The sequence below is a fragment of the Halosubterraneus shenae genome (assembly GCF_050510935.1).
Classification (GTDB): domain Archaea; phylum Halobacteriota; class Halobacteria; order Halobacteriales; family Haloferacaceae; genus JBDGPU01.
Window position 1 is genome coordinate 441,938 of sequence record NZ_JBNLVO010000001.1, and the last position, 21,037, is coordinate 462,974.

Here is a 21,037-nt window from a genome sequence, read left to right on the forward strand (position 1 = left end):
ACCACCCAGTCCCTCAGAGCCACTCGTCCGGTTTCGTGTCGTAGTCGACGCCCTCGGCGACGACGTCCTCGACCTCGTGCCACGCGAGGTCCGCCATTTCCACCGCGTCGCCGTCGTACCGCAGGAGCTTGCCCTCCTCGCTCCGGTTGGGCTCGTCGCCGAGGCGCCCCCGGTCGTCCGCCTCGTCGGTCGTCTTCACGATGGTCTTCAGGTTCACGGGCCGCCCCCACAGCTCGAAGACCCGCTTCAGCGTCTCCGTCGCCTGCGAAACGTCCAGCTGAACGCCGTTGTACTCGTGGTGCAAGAGGAGCTCGTTGCGGTTCTCGTAGTTCCCGTCGGCCACGACGACGGTCGGCTTCCCGAAGTTCGTGAACTGCAACAGGAGCTTCCGCTTGACGGAGTCGGGGTCGGTCCCCGAGACGCGGTACTCGCCGGCCGCGTGGCTGTACTCGTAGGTGAAGTAGTCGTTCGCGCGGACGAACTCCGGCGTGAGGAACTCGTCGAGGAACGTCACGTCGTTGTGACTCTCCCTGACCTCGTAGAGCCGGTCCCAGCCCGCGGTGTAGTCGACGTCCGCGAGCGCGTCGGCGACGCTGTCGTAGACGGCGTCGTCGAACAGGTAGCGGTCGATCCGCTCTAGCTCCGCGTGGTCGATCCGCCCGAGGAACCCGCGGTTCCGCGGCTTCGTGAGCGAGAAGTGCCGCTCCGCGAGTCCTTTATAAGTCAGCACGCGCCACGGCTGCTCGCGCACGTCGAGCTCGCCGGACCGGGCCCGGTCGAGCGCCTCGTGATCCACCTTCGCGGGGTCGAGCTCGGCCAGGCGGTCGAGCGAGTCCGCCGAGATGGCGTCCAGCGGCGGCGTCGGTTCGAGCTCGTCGAGCACCGCGTCCACGTCGACCTCGTCGTGGAAGGTGTGCGCCGAGACGCCGTCGACGCGGAGCAGCTGCTCGACGACCTCGCGGCGGTTCGTCACGTTCTCGACGTGCTCCCACAGCTCCGTGCCGAGCTTGTACGGGTTGAACCCCTCCGATCCGAGGACGCGCGCCTGGTGCTCGGCGTACGTGAGGAACTCGTCAGCGTCCGCGAATGCCTCCTCGCCCATCATGACCGACTCCCAGTGCGAATTGTGATTGATGAACCCGGCACCGGCGTATCGGTGCGTTTCCGTGACGGAGATGTCGTACACGGTTCCGGTCCCAGTCTCGACTTCAACGACCTCGTCAGTCCACGATTCCTCCTCGAACCAGGCGAGGTCATCGACGTAGGAGCGCAGCCTCTCCTGTTTCTCTGAGTAGCCGAACGTGATCTGCTCGGCGAATTTGTTAGCGGACCACCCGGTCATATGCACGTGATAGCAGCCATCCGATTGCTCGCGTCGGCGACTGAGGATGCCGAAGTTCGTCAGCAACAACTGGACGACGCGGCTCATGTCCTCTGATTTCGTGCTCAGAATCACGCCCTGGTCGCCGGCATATCCGTCCGCATCGAATAATCCACAGAGGAATTCGGCGACGACTGACCTCGGTGAGCGAAGTATGGCCTCAGGAACGGACTTTCTGCCGGCAGCCTTCCCCTCTGGAAGATCGAACTCCTCCATCAGGATATCCTTCAGATTCTCCGAGTAAGCGTAGACTCGCCAGCGGCGTCCCTGCTTCTCGACCGTCGGATCGACGTCGAAAAGCTTCCTGACCAGATCAGCGAACTCCTCCGCGTGTGCCTCAGTGTCTGAAGTGAATCCGACGTGGCGTGAATCAGTTGCGATGTGACCATCGCCGAGGAGTAGTCCGAGGAAACGGCCAAATGCTTCCGTGACTTTGTCCGGAACGGTAATCGCAGCGAGTTGTGCAGCACGCTGGTTTTCGCCCTCGTAAGAGGTAAGCGCCTCTTCGATGGCGTCTGCCTGTCGTGCACGCCCTGTGTCCCTGTATCGCATGACGGTCCATATGGAGACGCCAGCGTCGTCAGCAACGTCGTGGAGTGTGACATGCGACGGAGATTCCCATTCGATCGGGACGTACTCAGAGGACCAAACACCATTACCGCCCGAAATCTCGATCTCGCTGCCTTCGTCGAGTTTATCGAGCCGGATCCAGGAATCATCGGGCCGGCGGACTCGGTGGGTGACCGAACCGCTCAGCTCGAAGCCCCGGCGCGTGCGGATTGTTACGGTATCGTGATCGGGGATGATGTTTGAGTCGTAGACCGGCTGTTCAGATACGCCGTCAGAAACAGCGACTTCGCGATCAACGACCTCCTTCATCGGGATAAGCCCATCCGAAGTGAAGATGGGTGTATCCGGTGCGACACAGGCCCACCCCTCGTTCATCACCTTCGTCATCTGCTGGGGGGCGAAGTAGTACGCCTCCCGCCGGAGCATCTCGAGGACGTCGGTCTGCCAGTCCGCCATCTCCACGGCGCGCTCGGCGTCCGCGTCGTACTGCTTGCCGTGCTCGCGGAGGTACGCGAGCACGTCGCGGGCGCCGTCGGTGGCAGCGGTGGCTGCGGCGCTCTCGCTGTCGCCTGCGGCGCTCTCGCTGTCGCCATCGGCTTCGTCCGCGGCGTCGTCGCCATCGGCTGCGGCCGACTCGCCGAACACCTCCTCTCGAACCTCCTCGGAGAGGTCGAGCGCCTCGAACGGCTCGTCGAGGTCCTCGGGCGCGCCTTCGTCGCCGAGCACCTGGTCGACGGGCTGGTGCTGGTCGATGGTGTTTGTGAGCGTAAGCACGCTGTCGATGAAGCGCTCGACCGCCTCCCGGTCGATCTCCGGGTCGCGCATGTACGACTCGATGCGGTCGGCGTGGCGTTCGAGCATGTCGACCGCGTTCACGGACTCGCCCAGCGGCCGGAACCAGCGGTTGTTTTTAAAGAAGTCGGCGTGGGCCTCGACGTGCGTGATGACGGCCTTCTGGTCCGCGAGGCTGTTGGACTCCTGGAGGTACGCGTGGGCCGGGTCGTCGTTGATGACGATCTCGAAGGCCTTCCCGGCGCCGTAGCGGTCCTGCTTGCGCTGGCGCTCGTACTTCATCCCCCAGCGCCAGTGCGGGTAGCGCTCCGGGAACCCGTCGTAGGCGATGAGCTGGTTCATCTCGTCGTAGTCGACGATCCAGTAGTTCACCGGGTGACCGTCGAGGCCGAGCTTCGCGGCCAGCAACCGGGCGTCGCTCACGACCGGTTCGAGTTCCCGCGCGATACGCTTCCGTTCGCGTCGCTTGTTGCGAGTCATAGTTCCGTCTCCGTGCTGAGGATCGTCTCGATGGCGTCGAGCACGTCGTCGGGCTCGGACACGCGCGCGACGGCCACGTCGTCGCCGTCCTCGAAGTGGTCGTCGACCTCCCGGGCGTGCGTCGCGCTCCGTCGCGACCGTCCGGGCTGCGTCTCGACGTACGCGTGGAGGTTCGCGTCGATCGCCTCCATCAGCGGGATGACGGCCTCCGTGGTGTCGCTGGCCGTGTTCTCGGAGTCGCCCGCGGCGAAGACGAAGCGGTTCCACTCGCTCCAGGGGTACTCCGCCAGCAACTCCTGGGCGAGCTCGTACGCCGAGGAGATCTTCGTCCCGCCGCCGGAGCGGATGCCGAAGAACTCCTCGCGGTCGACTGCCCAGGCGTCGGCGTCGTGGGCGACGTAGACGAACTCCGCGTTGTCGTACTTGCCCTGGAGGTACCAGTCGAGCGGCGTGAACACGCGCTCGACCAGCTCGCGCTTCTCCTCGTTCATCGACCCGGAGACGTCCCGGATGTTCACCACGACGACGTTCTTCTCGTGTTCCTTGACGACCTCCGGGTGGCGGAACCGCTGGTCCTCGCGGCGGAGCGGGAGCTGGTCGATCCCCTCCTCGCGGACCCGCTCGGCCGTCGTCGTTCGGTCGACGGCGTCGGTCATCGCCTCGATGCTCGCCCACCGGTCGGGCTCGTCGACGTCGGCGGCGGCCTCGCGGAGCCACGCCTTCGAGACGGGGATCCGCCGGTCGCGCGCCCACGTGAACACCTCGTCGGGCCCCCAGCCGTCGACGCGGAGCGCCTCGCGGACGAACTCCTCGTCGAAGTCGACGGCGAGCTTGCGCTTGAGCCCCTCGCGGAAGAAGTGCTCCACGTCGAGGGTGCTGTGCGGGCCCGTGCGCGCGACGTCCGTGAAGTCGCCCTCCGTCTCCTCGACGACCTGCTTCCCCTTCGGTTCGAGGTCGAGCCCGAGCTCCTCGTCGAGCTCCTGCGCGAACTCCTCGGGGTCCATCTCGTAGTACTCGTGCTCGCCCGGCTCGTCGCCGGGCTCGTCCCCGTCCTCGTCGCCGTTGCCGTCCCCGTCGTCCGGCTCCGCCTCCGGGACCTCGACTGGGTCGCCGACCTCCGCGTCGCCCTGGCCGACGCCACCCTGGTCGCGCCTGTCGTACTCGAACGCCGGGAGGTCGACGATCTTGATGGGGATCCGCACCGCGTCCCCGCGGCTCCGGCCGAGGTCGCCGTGGGTGATGAAGTCGGCGAGGTCCTCGCGCCGCTCCTCGCCGATCTCCGCGAAGCGCCGGCGGTCGTCTTTCAGTCCCATGGGTTCCCCCTCGCCGCGTCGGCCACGACGCGGCGCGTCGTGAGCTCCGCCGCCGCGCGGGAGTAGTCCCCCTCACAGAGGCGGTCGACGGTCTCCTTTTTCAGTCGTGCCGTCTCGGTCCCGGATGGCGGGTCGGCCCACTGCGCGGGGTCGAAGTCCTCGAAGACGCGGTGAACGTCGTCCCAGTCGTTAGCAGAGAGCGTTTCCTCGAGGGCGGGAATCTCGAGGGGATCGATCGCCGCGACCGCGAAGTCCTCGCCCCGCTGCTCCCAGGCCTGGCGGTTCAGCGCGGTGACGACCTCCTCGCGCCGGAACGACGCCACCGCGTCGGTCGGGTCGGTGCCGTCGTAATCGGCCTCGCCGAAGCGCCCGAGGTGCTCGATCTCGAACACCTTCATCGTCAGCGGGTCCGGATCGATCGTCGTCCCGCGTTCCGTCTCGACCTGCTCGCCGGTCGCCCACGCGTAGACGTGCTCGATGTACTCCGCAACGGTCTCCTCGTCAGGGTGGTGCCGGGCGAGCATCGCGTCGAGGACGTCGGCCTCCTGGCGCTCACGGACGTGCGCCGCGACGTCGCCGACCCGGTTCTCGTACTCGCCGGCCTCGCTCCCGGCGAACACCGGTGCGTCACCGAGCCCCTCGACCATCGCGTCGAGCACGTCGTCGGGCATGACGACGGTCTCGACCGGTAGCGACGGATGCGAGCGGTCCCGGTCCGCCGAGACGAGCGTCGAGAGTACGTCGCGCGTGTACGTCACTGGGATGCCGTGCTCGCCGTCGCGGGCGTCAGCCGAGAAGTCGAACTCGTCGGCCTCGCGTCGGTCGTCGCCGTCGCCGACGTACCCGCGGTCGAACAACAGCGCCTTCTCGACGAGGTCGAGTCCGGGCGGCACGTCGTCGGCGTCGAGCCGGGTGACCACGTCGAAGAGCGCGGCCGCCTCCAGCGCGTGCGGCGCGAACTCGCGGGTCGTCGTCCCGCCGTCGTCCGACTGCACGGCGAGCTCGACGGGCTCACGGACGTAGGCGTCGCGCTCGTCGGCGTCGACGTCGGCCAGCACGGTTTGCTCGTCCGCGAGCTCCCGGCGCAGGAGCGCGACCTCGAGGCTCCGGTTGGTCAGGTAGGTGAACTGGAGCTTGTCCAGGCGTCGCTTCAGCGCCTTCAGCGGGTCCTCGCCGCGGCGGTCCTCCTGCTGGTTGAGCTGGGCCTCCAGGTCCGGGTTCGAGATGAGGATCAGCTGGGTGTCGACGTCCATGCTGATCCCCGTGTCGAGCTTCACCGTCTTCTCCTCGGGCACGTTCAGCAGCTTCCGGACGAGGTCGGCGTGCTGGGCGGCGTCCTCGACGATGGTGACGCCGTTGTTCCCCTGCGAGAGCACGCCGTCGTAGCTGAACGCCTGCGGGTTCTTTCGCCCGCGGGAGTCGAGCTCCTGGAGGAGGCTCGGCATCCAGCCGCCGACGAGCCGCTCCTTGGGCGTGCCGCCGTCCTCCGCGTGCAACACGCCGATCCCCTGGCCGACGTCCATAACGTAGTTCTTGACGCGGAGGTGTTGCTCGTCGGTGATCGCCGAGAAAAGGTCGTTCGTCCCGGCGCGACGGTACTCGGTTTCGAGGTCGTCGTACGCCTCCTGGGAGAACGGGTCGAGCCGCTGGTCGACCCGCACCGGCACGTCGTCGACGCGGTCGTTCACGTCCGCCAGCACCGCCTCGCGGACCGCGGGCGGGAACACGCTCAGGGGATGCGCCTGCACGGGACTCTCGTGCCAGTCGTCCTCGTCCGCGGCGGGTTCGTCACCGTAGGAGAGCCCGCGCGTCTCCGCGGTGCCGGTCCGGGCGATGTTCCACTCGACGGTGTAGCGGCGCCCCTCGGGCGTCCGGGAGAACTCCCGAAGCCCGTTTATCAGGCAGCGCTTGAGCTCCGATTTCCCCGTCGCCGTGGGGCCGGCGACCCAGCTGATCGTCGCCTCCTTGCCGCGCTCGGACGCGATGGTGCGGACGTCCTCGACGAAGTCATTCAGCGTCGCCGTGTTGCCGAGGACGGCGTGCTCGCCGTCGTTGAACGGGTCGTCGAAGAAGCGGTAGCGCTCCAGCTCCTCGCCCGCCTCGATGACGGTTCGGGTCCCCGCCGACTCGATGGCCAGGAGCAGGTACCGGGCGGCGTGGGAGGCGACGGTGGGGTTCTCGAAGATGCGCTCGACGTACGCCGCCAGGCTCATCGGCTGCTCGTAGGTCGCCCGGAGCGATTCGTCGGCGTCGGCGACGTAACGCTCGGCGTGGGGGTGAGTCATTCGTCGTCGAGCTCGTCTTTGGCGACCTCGGCGCCGGCGAACTCGAGGACCTCGCGGGCGCCCGCCTCCGAGTAGCCCTGTTCCTGGAGCGCGTCGATCCAGGCGCTCCGCTCCTCGCGGTCGGCCTCGTTCGAGGAGACCAGCGCCGAGAAGTTGACGTTGTGCTTCTTGTCCTCCCAGAGCTTCCGTTCGAGCGCGCGGCGGAGCCGGGCGTTGTCCTGCGGGTCGAACGTGTCGCCCTCGCGGGCGCGCCGGGAGACCCAGTTCGACACCTCCTGCCGGAAGTCGTCCTTCCGGTCCTCGGGGATGTCGAGCTTCTCCTCGACGGCGCGCAGGAACGACTCGTCGGGTTCCTGTTCCTGCCCGGTCAGGTCGTCGGTCACCGTGTCGTCGTCGATGTAGGCCATGACGTGGTCCATGTACTTCTCGCCCTGCGTCCGCATCTCCTCGACGTCGTACGCGAGCGCCCCACGGACGTCGTCGATGGCGCGGTCGCGGTACTCCTCGCGCACGGTTTCGAGGTGCCGGTAATACTCCTCGAACCGCTCAGCCGGGATCGAGCCGTGCATCTCGAGGTTCTCCTCGAAGTGGCTGAAGACGGAAAGCGGCGAGAGGTAGCCGCGGTCGCGGTGGTTGGCGTTCATGATCGCCTCCGCGATCTCGTCGCCGACGAACCGCGGCGAGATGCCGTCCATCCCCTCGGCGACCTCCGCGACGTCCGCGGCCTCCTCGCGGAGCTTCGTGAGGTCGATCTCGTCGCCCTCGTCGACCTCGCCGTTGTACGCCTTCGCCTTCTGGAGGAGGTCGACGGCGCCGGAGTCCGGCTCCTCGATGCGCGTCAGGACGGCGAACAGCCCGGCCATCTCGTGGGTGTGCGGCTCGATGTGGACGTCGGGGACGTCCGCGTTCCGCAGGAGCTTGCGGTAGATGTCGGCCTCGGCGTCGTACTCGAGGACGTACGGGAAGTCGATGCGTTTCGTCCGGTCGTTGAACGCCTCCATCTTCTCGTCGTCCTTCTTCTCGCGGTACTCCGGCATGTTCGTCCGGCCGACGATCACCTGGTCGATGTCCATCCGCGGGTTGTTGTTCGGCTTGATCGTTCCCTCCTGGCTCGCGTGCAGGAAGTCGTAGAGGAACTCCCGCTGGAGCTTCAGCAGCTCCTCGCCGGAGAAGATGCCCCGGTTCGCGTTACAGAACGCGCCGGAGTAGTCGAACGCGCGCGGGTCGGACTCGCCGTAGACGGCCAGCTTCGAGTAGTTGACGTCGCCGGTGAGCTCCGTCTCGTCCTGGTTCTTCTTGTCCTTCGGCTCGAACGTCTCGATGCACTGTCGCTTGTTCTCGTCGGCGACGAGGCGGACGACCTCGACGTGGTTCGTGAACACCTCGGTCAGGTCGTCGTCGTAGTTGGCGAGCAGCTCGTCCATATAAAAGGCCGACTCGGGGTCGAGCGACTGCTCGTTGCGGATCGAGTAGGGGGCGTCGAGCGTCTCGTTGAGCCGGTCGATCACCCCCTGGCGCTGGTCCGGCGGGAGCAACACCAGCGGGTCCTGGTTCATCGGCGACCGGACCACGTCGTCGGCGGGGTCCTGGTCGTCGATGACGCGACAGAGGTCGACCCACCGGAACGTGTACATCCGCCCCGCCTCGGTGGCGGTGTACGCCTCGAAGTAGCGGCGCACCTGTCGGTCGAAGTCGGACTTGCCGGACCCGACGGGGCCGAGCAGGAGCTTGATGCGGCGCTCGGGGCCGAGCCCGCGGGACCCGCTCTTGAGCTTATTGACGAACTCGTGGATCGTGCGGTGGACCTCGTCGCCGTAAAACACGTTCTCCCCGTCGTCGAGGGGATCGTCGGCGGCCAGCCGGTATCTGGCGATGCCGGCGTCCTCGTCGTACTCCGTTCCGTAGTAGTCGAACATGTCCGCCAACCGCTGGTGGGCATTCCGGGCGATCTTCGGGTCCGACTCCAGCTCCGAGAGGTACCAGTCGAAGCTGTGCGCCGCTCGCAGGTCGTCCGGGATCGACGATCGATACTCCTCCGCTAGGTCGTCCAGGGGGGCAATTTCGCTTGTCATGGTCGATGCGTGTGGGTTGCGTCGAACGGCACGGGCGGGAACTCGCGGGTCCCTGCCTCGCGGGTTGTCGAGGCCGATTGCAGCGCTTCCGTCGTGTGGTGTGTTGACATGCCTTTTCCGTAGACGTAAATAGAACGAGTTATACACGGTTAACCTTTGCGCCAGGTTTACAGGGATCAAATTTCGCCGCGCCGGCAGAATTATTTATGTGCTGTCATACTCTGCCACCCACAGCTTCGCGAATTACTAACAGCTCTGACGTGACCAAGAGCCGTATGAGGTCCCACGAACTCGGGCCAGACCTTCGCGGTGGCCCGTCTCGGGGTGCTTTCGGTCGCCCAACGGTTTCGGCCACCGGCAGGTTTCAATAGTTTGACGCGCGGCTGGCTGGCCTCACTGTCAAAGCCCTCACAGAACTATCATGCAGTTCGCGGGGATCGCCCGCGAGTTCGGCGGAAAATGCTCACGACCCGTGACGGGAGCCCGACCTACTCGCCGCCGTCGTCCGCGGCCGCCGCCTCCACGCGGTCGGCGTGGCGCTCCAGGTCGGCGGCGACCTTCCGGGCCTCGTCGGCCGAGAGCGGCACCCGGTCGACGTGGTGCGGCACGTCCTCGAGCGCGTCGTCGAGCTCGAACGCGAGTTCGACGTGGTCCGGGTCCTCCCTCGCGGCGGTGACGTTGAGGACCGCCGGGGCCTCGTCAGCGAGGTCGTGGCCCTCGACCTCGGCCTCCACGTAGTCGAGCGTCGTGTACGCGTTGACCTTCAGCAGGCGGTCGACCATCAGTCGTCGGTTGCCAGCGGCGTGTCGTCCGGGGTGGTCGGCGCCGGCGTCGCGTCGAGGTCGTCCTCGGGCGCGTACGGGTACCACGTCCGCTTGGTGTTGTGCATGTACGGGTCCTCGTAGGAGGTCTCCTCGGGCTCGACGAGGGCGGCCAGCTCGTCCTCGTCGCGCTCGGCCGCGAACTCGCGGAACGTCTGGCCGGGCTCGCGCTCCTCGGCGAAGGCCGCCACGAGGTTCTTGATCGTGCCGGGCACCTCGTCGACGGGGATACGCTGGGCGACCCAGCGCGCGAAGCTCGGGTCCTCGCCGAGCCCACCGCCGATGCCGAGGTCGAGCGCCTCGACGGGATCGCCGTCCTTCCGGGTCTTCATCCCGCGGAGCGCGATGTCGGCGATCTGCGGCTGCGCGCAGGAGGCGGTACAGCCCGAGAGGTGGATGTGGAAATCCTCGACGTCCTCGGGCAGGTCGACGTTGCTCTTCAGCCAGCGGGAGAACCGGACCTGCCGGTTCTTCGTCTCGACGATGGACAGCGAGCAGAACTCCGTGCCCGTACAGGCGATGGAGCCGCGCTTGAACGGCGACGGGTCCGGGCTGTACTCCTGCAGCGGTTCGGCGTCGAGCAGGGCGTCGAGGTTCTCGTCCGGGACGTCCGTCAGCACGATGTTCTGTCGCTGGGTCAGCCGGACCTCACCGGAGCCGTGTTCGGCCGCGAGGTCGGCGATCCGGGCGGCGTCGTCGGCGTCCATTCGGCCGACGAGCACGTTGAGGCCGACGTAGTTATCGCCGTCGGCCTGCTCGTGGACCCCGACGTGGTCGGCGTGGCCGTGGTCGACGCCGGCGTTGTAGGAGTACTGCTCGCGGAGGTCGCGGCCGGCGGTCTCGATCTCGAAGTCGACGTACTCGTCCTGGAGCGTCTCGCGGACCTGCTCCGGTCCCCACTCGTCGACGAGGAACTTCATGCGGGCGCTGAAGCGGTCCTCGCGGTTGCCGTAATCGCGGAACAGCGCGCTGAGGCCGTCCGCGACCTCGATGGCCTCGTCCTCGGTGACGAACACGTCGATGCCCTTCGCGAAGCGCGGTTCGTTGCGCGCGAGCCCGCCGCCGACGCGGACGTTGTAGCCGCGGACGGTCTCCTCGGTGCCGTCCTCTCGTTCGACCGTCTTCTCCGCGGGTTCGAACGCGAGGTCGTTGATGTCGCCCTGGCCGCAGCCCTCGTGACAGCCCGTGACGCTGACCTTCCACTTCCGCGGGAGGTTCACGTGGTCGTCGTTCCCCTTGAACGTCTCGTGGAGCCGGTTCGCGAGGCTGCCGGCGTCGACGAACTCGGCCTCGTCCTTGCCGGCGACGGGGCAGTTGACGATGTTGCGCCAGGAGTCGCCACAGGCCTGCTTCGTGGTGAGGCCCGACTCCTCCAGGCGGTCGAAGATCTCCGGCACGTCCTCGATGTTGATCCAGTGGAGCTGGACCGCCTGACGGGTGGTCACGTCGAGCCAGCCGTTCCCGAACACGGGGTTCTCGACGGGCCCGGTCGCGAAGTCGCGAGCGATCTCCGCGATGGTCCGGAACTGCCCGGGCTCGAGGATGCCGCCCGGCGGGCCGATCCGCATCATGAAGTAGCTCTCCTGGCCGGAGCGCTGGTGGTACAGGCCGTACCACTTGAAGCGCTCGAACCAGGCGTCGCGCTCATCGTCCGGGATCGACTCCCAGCCGTCCTCGGCGAAGCGCTCGATGGCGTCGCGGATGTCCTCGCCGTACAGTTCGTCCTTCCACTCCTCCACGTCCGTGGGCATACCTCCACGTTCGGGGGGATAACAAAAAGTGGGAAGCGCCGCGTCAAGCCTTCCCGCGGCACCGAGGTAGGGTCACGTCTCCCCGGTGCCACCGGAAAGCGGAAACTATTGCGAGTCGCTCGCGGTGTTCGCGGCGTCGTCGGCCGGGGAATCCGCCGCGTCGTCGGCCGGGGAATCCGCCGCGTCGTCGGCTGGGTGTCCGCCGCGTCGTCGGCCGCACGCGGCGCTGGAGGACCTCGTCGGCTCGACTCGCACAAAAAACGACGAGTTGAGTGGGCGTCCGACGAGCGGAGCGGTTCGGCGGCCTCGCTCAGGACGTCAGAACGGTGACGGGCCCGTCGAAGTCGAGGATGACTTGCTGCGTCGCGTCGCCGAAGATGGCTTTGCCGGTGGGCGAGCGCTTCCGGCCGGCGAGGAAGACGTGGTCGCAGCCGTGCTCCTCGGCGGCCTCGAGGGTCTTCTGGGCCTTCTTGCCGAGGTAGCCGGTCGCCTCGTAGTCGACGTCGACGTCGGAGAGCGTCTCCTCGGCGACGTCCCGGGCGAACTGCGTCGCGCCGGCTTCGGCTTCCTCGGGCGTGTAGTTGGTGGTGCCGTTCGGGATGGCTTCCATCGCCTCCCGGCGGCCGCTGTACTCGTCCTCGGTGGTGACGTGGATGACCACGACGTCCGCGCCGACGCCGGCGGCGAGCGTACCGGCTTCGCGGACGAGGTCTTTCGCTGCGTCGGTCGGGTCGACTACGGCGAGTGCGCGTTCCATGAGTGAGTGGTTTTGGGGGAAACGTGGTTTGTTTTGGGGCTATGCGGCGTCGCAGCGCGCTGGCGTCGTGGCGGCGGTGGCTGCGTAAGTCATGCGAGCGGGAACAGCGTGGACAGCACCATCACGGTGATGATGCCGGTCACGGAGATGACGGTGGTGAGTGCGGTCCACGTCTTCAGCGTCTCGGCCTGCGTGAGGCCGCCGATCTCCTTGACCAGCCAGAACCCGGAGTCGTTGTACCACGAGAAGATGTTCCCGCCAGCACCGATGGCCATCACGAGATACGCCTGGTTGACGTCGAGCTGGCCGGCGAGCGGCGCCATGATGCCGGCGGCGGTGAGCATCGCGGCGGTCGCGGAGCCCTGCGCGACGCGGACGACGGCGGCGATCAGCCACGCGGTGAGCAACAGGCCGATGCCGACGTCCTGGAGGGCGTCCGCGATGTACGGCCCGATGTTGGAGGCGGCCAGCAGCGCGCCGAACGCGCCACCCATCGCGGTGATAGCGGCGATGTTGCCGCCGCTTTTGAGCGCCTCGGTGAGTTCGTCCTCCCAGACGGACCGCGACAGGCCCGTCCATCGGAGGTAGGTGACGGCGGCCGCGAGCGCGGCGACGGTGAGCGCGACGTTCTTGTCACCGAGGAACGCGACGACCGGCTTCAGGCCCGACAGCGCGGGGTAGACGCTCTCGAAGGTGTCGACGGCGGTGAACGAGCCGACGAGCACGACCGCCAGCGCGATGGGGGCTAGCGATTCGAGGATACCCGGGAGGTCGCCGGTGTCGCGCTGCGCGCGCTCCTCGAGCTGTTCGGTGGAGGTACCCATGGCGTCACGCAGCGGGATGTCAAGGCGGGCGTTGATCCAGCGGCCGTAGCCGAGGCCCCCGACGAGTCCGGCGGGAATGGCAACGGCGACGCCGACGAGGATGGTCATCCCGAGGTCGACGCCGATCGTGTCGGCGACCGCGAGCGGGCCGGGGGTCGGCGGCACGAACACGTGCGTGGTGGCGGCGCCGGCGCCGACGACGACGAGGTACAGCGCGTAGTTCTTCCCAACGCGCGCCCGCATGGAGCGCGCGAGCGGCGCCATCAGGTAGAACACGGAGTCGAAGAACACCGGAATGGCGAGCAGCGAGCTACTTCCCCAGAGCGCGATGTCGGAGTTCTCGCTACCGACCAGCGACTGGAAGCCGCGGACGACGCGCTGGGCGGAGCCGCTCTCGAGCATCGACTTCCCGATGATGGCCGCCATCAGGATGGGGATGCCGATACCTGCCATGCCGTTACCGAAGGCGGTGGCGGTCTCTGTGGCGGCCTGTGCCGCCGTAAAGTCGGGGACGAACGCGGCGTTGACGAGGCCGACGGTGAATGCTGCGATGGTCAGCCCGACGAACGCCGGGAGGTCGAGCTGGACCAGTAGTAGTACGACGACAGCGAGTCCGATCGCGAACGTCAACAACGGACTGTGCGCGAATTCAATTGCCATGTGTTACACTTCGGCACCCTGTACTCGGCGCCAAAAAGTTTTCCCCAAACTGAGTAAATATTAATAATGGTATATTTCATCTTCTTTTATGCGGTTTACGTAGAAACTTTGCGGACGATACAAATCGTCGGCGACCCGAAGCGTCCTGAGGGGCCGTCGGCGTGGTAACGAATACGATGACGTGGCGGCCCTCGTCCTACCGGTGCAGGACGTCGTCCTCCGGAACGGTCGGTTCGTCGAACCTGGCGAAGGAGCCATCGGCGACGCGGCCGACGTCGACCCAGCCGACGAAGCCCTGGGTGCCGCACTCGAGACAGCGGCCGAGCGTGCGCGCGCGGACGACGTCGCGCTCGCTGTCTCCCGCTCGGTCCTCGCGGGCGACGAGGTCGGCGTCGTCGAACCCCTCCACGATCAGGTCGTCCTCGCAGTCACACAGCGAGTGGTTCTCGAGCCGCCAGAGTTCCCCGACGCCGACGACGCGGTCGCCGCCGACGGAGATCCACGCGCCGTCGTCGAACACGCGAACGGATGGTGCCATACCCGCCCTTCGTGGGCCGGGGTCCTTACCACGGCGACCTGCACAAGCGTTACCGCCGAGCCGGAGATGCGAGCGACAGTCGTCGTTGCCGTCGCCTCCGGGGCCACCCGACCGCCGACTCCTGTCAGCGCGTCCGGGATAGCGACAGCATTCGACGCTTTCGGGGAGCCTCCCGAACGTTTGACGGAGCCGGCCGGGTTCTTTGAGTAGGGGTTCCTACGTGGAAGCATGACGAACGACCCCCGAGAACACGCCTCTGCCGACGTCGCGCCCGAGCTGTACGCGACGGACGGCTCCGGGGTTTCCCGGACTGAGGCCGACGCGACGGACGACGAGACGAACGCCGGTGACGACGCGGAACCGCGAACGGACCACCTCGACGACGTCGAGGAAGGGGCCGGTTGCACGGAGATCTGGGACCACCTCTCCGAGAAGCGGGCGGAGAACGCGGAGTCGGAGTCGGCGTCGGAACCGGAGCCGGACGCAACGCAGGACGAACCGGACGCGACGGTCGAAAACTAACTGGTTTCTCGCTGCCTAGAGGTCCAGCAGCGTCTCGATCTCGTCGAGGTAGTCGCGGTAGATCCCGATCGCGGCGTCGATCGGCTCGGGCGTGGCCATGTCGATGCCCGCGCGCTCGACGACGTTCAGCGGGTAGTCGGCGCCGCCCGCCTTCAGCATCTCGCGGTAGTCGGCCGCGGCGTCGTCGCCCTCGCGCTCGATGCGGTCGACGATGGCCGCGGCGGCGGCGATGCCGGTGCTGTACTGGTAGACGTAGAAATTATAATAGAAGTGTGGAATGCGCTCCCACTCGCGCTCGATGCCGCCCTCGAGGGTTGCCGGCGCGTAGAACTCACGCTTGAGGTCGCCGTACACCTGGTCGAGGGCGTCGGGCGTGAGCGCCTCGTCGTTCTCGACGCGGTCGTGGATGCGCTGCTCGAAGTCCGCGAACATCGTCTGGCGGAATAGCGTCGAGCGGAAGCGTTCGAGGTACTCGTCGAGGACGTGCGTCCGGAGCTCGTCGTCCTCGAGCGTCTCGAGGAGGTGCTTCGTGAGCAGGGTTTCGTTGACGGTGGAGGCGATCTCCGCGACGAAGATCTCGTAGCTGGCGTCGTGCCACGGCTGCTCGTCGCCGGCGAGTTCGGAGTGCATCGAGTGGCCGAGCTCGTGGGCGAGCGTGAACATCGAGGCGATGTCGTCCTGGTAGTTCATCAGGATGAACGGCTGGGTGTCGTACGTCCCCGAGGAGAACGCGCCGGAGCGCTTTCCCCGGTTCTCGAAGACGTCGACCCAGCGGCTCTCGAGCCCCTCACGCATGCGCTCCTGGTACGCCTCGCCGAGCGGGGCGACGGCCTCGATGACCCACTCCTTCGCCCGCTCGTACTCCACGTCGGGGCCCTCCTCGCCCGTTAGCGACATGTAGAGGTCGTGGCTCTGCAGCTCGTCGACACCGAGGGCTTGCTCCTTCAGTTCGGCGTGGCGGTGGAGCGCGTCGAGGTTGTCGTGGACGCCGTCGACGAGGTTGTCGTACACCGTGACCGGGACGTTGGTGCTGTCGAGGGCGGCCTGCCGGGCGCTGTCGTACCCGCGGATCTCGGCGCTGGTGACGTGCTCGCGGACGGCCTTCTCGAGGGAGGTCCCGACCGTGTTGCGCACGTCGCCCCACTCCTCGTAGAACGTCTCGTGGACGCGCTCGCGGAACTCGCGGTTCGGCTTCGTCTGGAGCTTCGTGAAGTTCGCCTGCGTGATCTCGACGTCCTCGCCGTCGGGCCCCTCGACGACGCCGTAGGTCATGTCCGCGTTCGTCAGCATCGAGTAGATGTCGGAGGGCGCGCTGGTGACGTCCGAGAGGTCCGCCAGCACCTCCTCGACCTCGGCGGAGCGCGTGTGGGCCTTCTGCCGGAGGACGTCGTCGAAGTAGTGGTCGTACTCGACGAGCGCCGGTTCGGCCTCGACGAATTCGTCGATGTCCTCGCGCGTTAGCTCCTGCAGTTCGGGTTCGAGGTACGAGATCGCGCTGGAGGCGTCCGAGCGGAGCGAGGACCCCTTCGCCGCCATCGCCTGGTACTCCTGATTCCGCGTGTCCTCGGCGCTGCGGAGGCGGGCGTACGTCGTCACCTGCGCGACCTCGCGCATGATCTCCTCGCGCAGCTGGAGGAGTTCGAGGAGGGTCTCGGCGTCCTCGGTGACCCGGCCCTCGTAGGCGCGCAGCTCGTCGATCCGGTCGGCGACCTGCTCGTAGGCCTCCTCCCAGTCCTCGTCGGTGGCGTAGATGCTCTCGAGGTCCCACTTGTACTCCGCGTCGATCTCGCTCCGCTCGGGAACCGTACTCATACGAAGAGCGCAGGCGTGACTGCCCCTAAGCCTTGCTGAACGATAGCGGCGAGTTGGGGCGAGTTGCGGCAAGGCTGGTGGGTTGCTGGCTCAGTGGGTCATTCGCGAGGGGGGGGGGAGAAGCGGCGCCTCAGCTCCGCGGGCCGTTCCACTCCGCGAGGTCCAGCACCATCACGACGGCGTCCTCGCCGTCCTGGTAGTACCGCGGCACGCGACGCAGGGGTTCGAAGCCCTCCGACCGGTAGAGCGCCTTCGCCGGGTCGTTGCCGGCACGCACCTCGAGCTTGACGACCATCGCGCCCTGCGCGCGCAGCCGGACGAGCGTCGAGCGCAGCAGGCGGCGCCCGATGCCCTCGCCACGGGCCTCGGGGTGGACGGCGATGTCCTTGAGATGGCCGACGTCGCGGCCGAAGTTCGGCGTCACGTCGGCGACGGCGTAGCCGGCGATGGCCCCGTCGCGCTCGGCCACGAGGAACGCGGGCTCGTCGAGCAGGTTCTCGAAGGCGTCGTAGGGCCACGGCTGGCCGAAACTCGCCTGCTCGATCCGGTGGACCGCCAGAAGGTCAGCACGGGTTACCTTCCGGACGGTCACCTGCGGGACTTCGGACACAGCTAGGGTTCGCGCTCGGCGGCGTTAAATTCCGCGGCCCGCGACCGTCGCGTCGTCGGGGGAGTTGGTGTCGTCGCCCGCTGGGGACCCACTTGCTGCCGACGACGACAGCGACCGACTTCGTTGGAGAGGAACTCCGCGTCGAAGCGGACCCAGCACAGAACGACACTGACGGGGATGGCGTCCTCGACGGCACCGAGACGTACACGACGACCAACAGCAACGCGGAAACCGGCGTCGAGGTCGACGCGGCCGATCTTTTCCACCATTCTAAGATAGAATAATCGCAGGAGAACTATTAAATGATTGTTCCGTGACCGCTCTGTATCGGCGTCAACCATCTCGTTGCGGGGTAGTGAGGCAACCCAAATGAAACTCTCAAGGCGGTCCCTGCTCGCAGGTGTTGGCGGTACAGCGACTGCGATATCGGCACCAACCGCAGCTGAATCAAGTGGCGACTGGTCGACGCTCCAAGGAAATTCGGGCCGACGGGGGCGAACGAACGCCTCGCTCCCGACCTCGACCCCGTCGACTCGGTGGACGGCCACCATCGCCGAAAAGATCTATGCGGGAGCGGCGCCCGCCGGCAATCGGGCGTACGTCGCGAGTTACGATGGAGAGCTCGCCGCGCTCGGCGGGCTGGGTGGATACGCCTACCTCAAACGATCTGAGGAATCATAAATGATCACTGGCGCACATTTGTATAGGAACAAGGCCGACGAGTTCCGAAAACAGAACGATATCGACCTTGCAGGTGACTACTACAATGCTGCCGCTAACGGATATTTGGCCTCGATGCAGTACTCGCCGTCCATGCTCGAAAAGGGGCATGCCCCTGACTATCTACGACTCAGATACCTCACCCACTCCGTTCGGAATCGGCTGTTCTCGATCCTCTGTCGGCGGTTCGAGGACGAGCGTAGCCACGCTCGGGCGGTTGCACGCCAGGGAGTGGCGGTCATCGAAGAACTGGTCAACCACCACCCATCCGTGACGGAATCGGCAGGGCGACGAGGGCTCTGTCACGAGCTCAAAGGCGACCTTCGCTACGTCGCCGTGCTCGGTGACCACGAACAGGCATACGACGCCGCACTCGACTGTTACGACCAGGTCCCCGACGGCGACAAATGGATTCCGGAACCGGAATTCACGTCGGCCATTGATTACGTCGAAGACCTGATGATAGCGGCAGGACTGACGCCGGACAGTCGCCGTTTCAAAAAGGCGCACATGGACGAACTTCCCATTCGAGTCGACATGAAGCGTGACGAGTTCAGGACTGCAATCGAGGAATTGACTGCTGAGGATTTCGCTGCCTACGGTCGGTGAGTACCCAGTGACGAACCATCTCTCGCGCCGATCGGTCCTCGCTTGCGCCACTGGGGCGGCTCTCGCCTCGACCTCTACAGGGAGAGCAACGGCAACTGCCGCGAGTGCGACGTCGTCGACGTGGAGGCAGCAGCAAGCAGATTCGCGAAACACCGGAACGGCTGAAGCGATCCCACAGCGCCTCGCTACCGACTGGTCGTTCGAGTACGGGGACCCGATGATAGCGTCCCCGATAGTCGGCCACGGGTCCGTGTACGTTGGTGGGGATAACCGAGGGGTAGTGAGCATCGACGCAACGTCGGGAGAGGAGGAATGGCGCGCGCCCGAACTGGGGACGATCGGCGCGACGCCCGCACTCGTCGGATCGACGCTTTTCGTCCAGACGTTCGAGGGCGATCTCGTCGCCGTCGACGCGAACGACGGGACGCTCGGATGGCGGGTCGAAACGTCGCCGAGGCCTAAAGCCGCCCTCGTCGCGGATGGCGGGACGGTGGTCGCACTGAGCGGGCATCGGCTCGTCAGCGTCGACGCGGAAGCCGGCGACGTGTTGTGGTCACATGAGTTCGACAATCACGTCGGGAACGCCCCGGCTATGCTGAATGGCGCCGTGTTCGTCGACGACGGTAATGGACACCTCGTCCGATTCGACGACGATGGTCCCGAGGAGTGGCGTACGGAACTGGTCGGCCCGATTCGGCACGCGCCGACGGCGACGTCGGACCACGTATTCATCGGCAGCGGTGCCACGGCCGGTCGACTGTTCGCACTCGATACGGACACCGGCGCTGTCTCGTGGACCGCCGATTTCGAGGGACAGCTGACGCCGTCGCCCGCCGTTGACGACGGTCGAATCTACGTATTCGCACGCCGTGAGTCCGGAAGTACACTCACCTGTCTCGATGCCGACGCTGGCACGGAACAGTGGTCGACGGACATCGATCACCAGGTCGACGTGAGCCCCGTCGTCGACGGGACGACGCTGCTGGCGAGTACAGTGTCTGGAAAGCTGGTTTCGCTGGACGCTGACACCGGTGACGTACGTGCAACGGAGGGCGTGACCGACGAGGGGCGACTGTCAGCACCCGCGGTTGCTGACGGGACCGTGTACGTCACGTCGACGAACGGTGGTGTGAACGCGCTCTCGGCGTCTGAATCGGCAGTTGACGTCCCGGGCTTCGGTCCACTCGCCGCGCTCGGCGGGCTGGGTGGATACGCCCTGATAAAGCAATTCCAATCAGATGAAACGTCATGATATGTGGTTGTGACGTAGAATCAGTCTCGAAAGTTACCGACTGGTGGCGGGTGACGGTCGGCGGTGCCCCGGATGAGCTAATTTATACTATCGAGACAGAGGACGGGAAATACGAACTCGAGGACGACCTGACGGACCTCGTGCGACTGTATCTGTGTGCCCGGGACCGGACCCCCTCAGCAGAACGGAACTGGGAGGTCTCAACCGCGATCGTAGAAAAGGACGACCAAATCGCACTCGAGCATCGGTATTTGGATTCTTCCATACCAACGACATATGCTTCACTCGAAGACTGCATCGGCTCGGTGCTGTCCGGGATCTTCCAGCAGTTAGATACGCAATCGACAAGCGAGCGCCACGATGAAGCATTTGCCTATTTGACGAACGTATTGAATAGTAGATTTCAGGCGTTGTACGAGGAGATAACGAACGATGTCGAAACTGCTTCATGATTCGATCGGGTCCGATGAGGGTGCCAGAGAACGCGACGATACTCGGGGGAACCGATGAATAGAGCCGATAGATTCGAGGAAGCATCCCGTTTCGAGGAGAAAGAGCAGTATCTCTCGGCGGCGGACAGCTACTTTCGACTTGCCTGCGACACGTTATCCGAGGAGGGAATCACCGACAACACGTCGGTCAACGTCGCGTCGACACATCTGCTTCAGGCACAGAGCTGTGCAGCACGTGGGAACGACGCTGCTGCAGCGAGACTGCTCGGTCGACTTGCGCGTACCCTGTTCGAATTCATTGCCACGAAGACCGACGACGAGTGTCTCGGAGGATTGTGTCACGAGTGGACCGGGGATAGCTACTTGATCGAGCAATCATCGAAGTCGCTGGAGGCCTACGGGCGGGCCGGCGACGTGTTCGATCGCGTTGACGACGCGAAAAAGTTCTCCTGGGGAATGGAACAGGAATTCGATTACGCCTGTTGGGCAATCCGCGACTATCTCGATCAGCAGGGCTTCGAAGCTGCGTTGGCGGACGTCTGTGCAGCCGATTTCGCCGTTCGGATCGGAACAAAACGCGAACTGGCGGCTGAGCACGTCGAATCGGAGGGTCCTGAGTAATCTACCCAATATACCGCCGATGGAACGTCAGAGTCGTTTTATCAGGACAGAGTTAGCGTGATTGGTCCGAAAGACGAGAACCAAGCACTACCACGTCGACAAGCACGACTCCCGAACCGTCACCCGTCCGAGTCCATCCCCCTTCAGTCTCCACGAACGAATTCGGCTACTCCTGAACGAGCTCGGGTTGCTCTG

General features: G+C 65.9%; 17 protein-coding genes. 6 read left to right on the plus strand and 11 right to left on the minus strand.

Annotation, left to right across the window (positions count from 1 at the left end; translation table 11 throughout):
* Positions 1 to 13: 13 nt before the first annotated feature.
* From ACQE3M_RS02040 to ACQE3M_RS02080, 9 genes are all read right to left on the minus strand, one after another.
* Complete coding sequence (locus ACQE3M_RS02040; RefSeq protein WP_430503799.1) at positions 14 to 3,223, minus strand: SpoVR family protein; 3,210 nt, start codon at positions 3,221 to 3,223, stop codon at positions 14 to 16.
* On the minus strand, positions 3,220 to 4,536 hold the full coding sequence (locus ACQE3M_RS02045; RefSeq protein WP_430503800.1) for a YeaH/YhbH family protein: 1,317 nt from the start codon (positions 4,534 to 4,536) through the stop codon (positions 3,220 to 3,222). The genes ACQE3M_RS02040 and ACQE3M_RS02045 overlap by 4 nt, the downstream gene beginning before the upstream one ends.
* Complete coding sequence (locus ACQE3M_RS02050) at positions 4,527 to 6,821, minus strand: PrkA family serine protein kinase (protein WP_430503801.1); 2,295 nt, start codon at positions 6,819 to 6,821, stop codon at positions 4,527 to 4,529. Before ACQE3M_RS02050 ends, ACQE3M_RS02045 begins: the two co-directional genes overlap by 10 nt.
* Positions 6,818 to 8,893: a PrkA family serine protein kinase gene (locus ACQE3M_RS02055; protein WP_430503802.1), complete on the minus strand. Its 2,076-nt coding sequence runs from the start codon at positions 8,891 to 8,893 to the stop codon at positions 6,818 to 6,820. Before ACQE3M_RS02055 ends, ACQE3M_RS02050 begins: the two co-directional genes overlap by 4 nt.
* 488 nt (positions 8,894 to 9,381) lie before the next feature.
* Positions 9,382 to 9,675, minus strand: a complete 294-nt coding sequence (locus ACQE3M_RS02060) for a DUF6360 family protein (protein ID WP_430503803.1) — start codon at positions 9,673 to 9,675, stop codon at positions 9,382 to 9,384.
* Positions 9,675 to 11,465: a nitrite/sulfite reductase gene (locus tag ACQE3M_RS02065; protein ID WP_430503804.1), complete on the minus strand. Its 1,791-nt coding sequence runs from the start codon at positions 11,463 to 11,465 to the stop codon at positions 9,675 to 9,677. The genes ACQE3M_RS02060 and ACQE3M_RS02065 overlap by 1 nt, the downstream gene beginning before the upstream one ends.
* Positions 11,466 to 11,775: 310 nt before the next feature.
* Positions 11,776 to 12,222, minus strand: a complete 447-nt coding sequence (locus ACQE3M_RS02070; RefSeq protein ID WP_430503805.1) for a universal stress protein — start codon at positions 12,220 to 12,222, stop codon at positions 11,776 to 11,778.
* 89 nt (positions 12,223 to 12,311) lie between these two features.
* Entirely contained in the window at positions 12,312 to 13,706 is a 1,395-nt protein-coding gene (locus ACQE3M_RS02075; protein WP_430503806.1) for a GntP family permease, read from the minus strand.
* Between the two features lie 196 nt (positions 13,707 to 13,902).
* A complete protein-coding gene (locus ACQE3M_RS02080) occupies positions 13,903 to 14,244 on the minus strand; it encodes a DUF8134 family protein (protein WP_430503807.1) in 342 nt (113 codons plus the stop codon).
* 228 nt (positions 14,245 to 14,472) lie between these two features.
* On the opposite strand from ACQE3M_RS02080, the gene ACQE3M_RS02085 reads away from it, so the two are divergent.
* Positions 14,473 to 14,766, plus strand: coding sequence for a hypothetical protein (locus ACQE3M_RS02085; RefSeq protein ID WP_430503808.1), 294 nt, complete (start codon positions 14,473 to 14,475; stop codon positions 14,764 to 14,766).
* A gap of 15 nt (positions 14,767 to 14,781) precedes the next feature.
* Here the strand turns inward: ACQE3M_RS02085 and pepF are convergent, their stop codons facing one another.
* Complete coding sequence (gene pepF, locus ACQE3M_RS02090; protein WP_430503809.1) at positions 14,782 to 16,578, minus strand: oligoendopeptidase F; 1,797 nt, start codon at positions 16,576 to 16,578, stop codon at positions 14,782 to 14,784.
* A gap of 130 nt (positions 16,579 to 16,708) precedes the next feature.
* Positions 16,709 to 17,188, minus strand: a complete 480-nt coding sequence (rimI, locus tag ACQE3M_RS02095; RefSeq protein ID WP_430503810.1) for a ribosomal protein S18-alanine N-acetyltransferase — start codon at positions 17,186 to 17,188, stop codon at positions 16,709 to 16,711.
* 92 nt (positions 17,189 to 17,280) lie between these two features.
* On the opposite strand from rimI, the gene ACQE3M_RS02100 reads away from it, so the two are divergent.
* The 5 genes from ACQE3M_RS02100 to ACQE3M_RS02125 all read left to right on the plus strand — a co-directional run bounded on the left by ACQE3M_RS02100 (position 17,281) and on the right by ACQE3M_RS02125 (position 20,842).
* Positions 17,281 to 17,472, plus strand: coding sequence for a hypothetical protein (locus ACQE3M_RS02100; RefSeq protein ID WP_430503811.1), 192 nt, complete (start codon positions 17,281 to 17,283; stop codon positions 17,470 to 17,472).
* Between the two features lie 397 nt (positions 17,473 to 17,869).
* Positions 17,870 to 18,517 (plus strand): hypothetical protein, encoded by a 648-nt coding sequence (locus ACQE3M_RS02110; RefSeq protein ID WP_430503813.1) that lies wholly within the window; start codon positions 17,870 to 17,872, stop codon positions 18,515 to 18,517.
* A 7-nt stretch (positions 18,518 to 18,524) separates the two neighbouring features.
* On the plus strand, positions 18,525 to 19,769 hold the full coding sequence (locus ACQE3M_RS02115) for an outer membrane protein assembly factor BamB family protein (protein WP_430503814.1): 1,245 nt from the start codon (positions 18,525 to 18,527) through the stop codon (positions 19,767 to 19,769).
* A complete protein-coding gene (locus ACQE3M_RS02120) occupies positions 19,766 to 20,221 on the plus strand; it encodes a hypothetical protein (RefSeq protein ID WP_430503815.1) in 456 nt (151 codons plus the stop codon). The genes ACQE3M_RS02115 and ACQE3M_RS02120 overlap by 4 nt, the downstream gene beginning before the upstream one ends.
* A 54-nt stretch (positions 20,222 to 20,275) precedes the next feature.
* Positions 20,276 to 20,842 (plus strand): hypothetical protein, encoded by a 567-nt coding sequence (locus tag ACQE3M_RS02125; RefSeq protein WP_430503816.1) that lies wholly within the window; start codon positions 20,276 to 20,278, stop codon positions 20,840 to 20,842.
* The last annotated feature ends 195 nt before the right edge of the window (positions 20,843 to 21,037 follow it).

Excerpts from the sequence above, each read along its gene's own strand:
- ACQE3M_RS02040 (WP_430503799.1), bottom strand. The coding sequence starts at position 3,223 with ATGACTCGCAACAAGCGACGCGAACGGAAGCGTATCGCGCGGGAACTC.
- ACQE3M_RS02045 (WP_430503800.1), bottom strand. The coding sequence starts at position 4,536 with ATGGGACTGAAAGACGACCGCCGGCGCTTCGCGGAGATCGGCGAGGAG.
- ACQE3M_RS02050 (WP_430503801.1), bottom strand. The coding sequence starts at position 6,821 with ATGACTCACCCCCACGCCGAGCGTTACGTCGCCGACGCCGACGAATCG.
- ACQE3M_RS02055 (WP_430503802.1), bottom strand. The coding sequence starts at position 8,893 with ATGACAAGCGAAATTGCCCCCCTGGACGACCTAGCGGAGGAGTATCGA.
- ACQE3M_RS02060 (WP_430503803.1), bottom strand. The coding sequence starts at position 9,675 with ATGGTCGACCGCCTGCTGAAGGTCAACGCGTACACGACGCTCGACTAC.
- ACQE3M_RS02065 (WP_430503804.1), bottom strand. The coding sequence starts at position 11,465 with ATGCCCACGGACGTGGAGGAGTGGAAGGACGAACTGTACGGCGAGGAC.
- ACQE3M_RS02070 (WP_430503805.1), bottom strand. The coding sequence starts at position 12,222 with ATGGAACGCGCACTCGCCGTAGTCGACCCGACCGACGCAGCGAAAGAC.
- ACQE3M_RS02075 (WP_430503806.1), bottom strand. The coding sequence starts at position 13,706 with ATGGCAATTGAATTCGCGCACAGTCCGTTGTTGACGTTCGCGATCGGA.
- ACQE3M_RS02080 (WP_430503807.1), bottom strand. The coding sequence starts at position 14,244 with ATGGCACCATCCGTTCGCGTGTTCGACGACGGCGCGTGGATCTCCGTC.
- ACQE3M_RS02085 (WP_430503808.1), top strand. The coding sequence starts at position 14,473 with ATGACGAACGACCCCCGAGAACACGCCTCTGCCGACGTCGCGCCCGAG.
- pepF (WP_430503809.1), bottom strand. The coding sequence starts at position 16,578 with ATGAGTACGGTTCCCGAGCGGAGCGAGATCGACGCGGAGTACAAGTGG.
- ACQE3M_RS02110 (WP_430503813.1), top strand. The coding sequence starts at position 17,870 with ATGATCACTGGCGCACATTTGTATAGGAACAAGGCCGACGAGTTCCGA.
- ACQE3M_RS02120 (WP_430503815.1), top strand. The coding sequence starts at position 19,766 with ATGATATGTGGTTGTGACGTAGAATCAGTCTCGAAAGTTACCGACTGG.
- ACQE3M_RS02125 (WP_430503816.1), top strand. The coding sequence starts at position 20,276 with ATGAATAGAGCCGATAGATTCGAGGAAGCATCCCGTTTCGAGGAGAAA.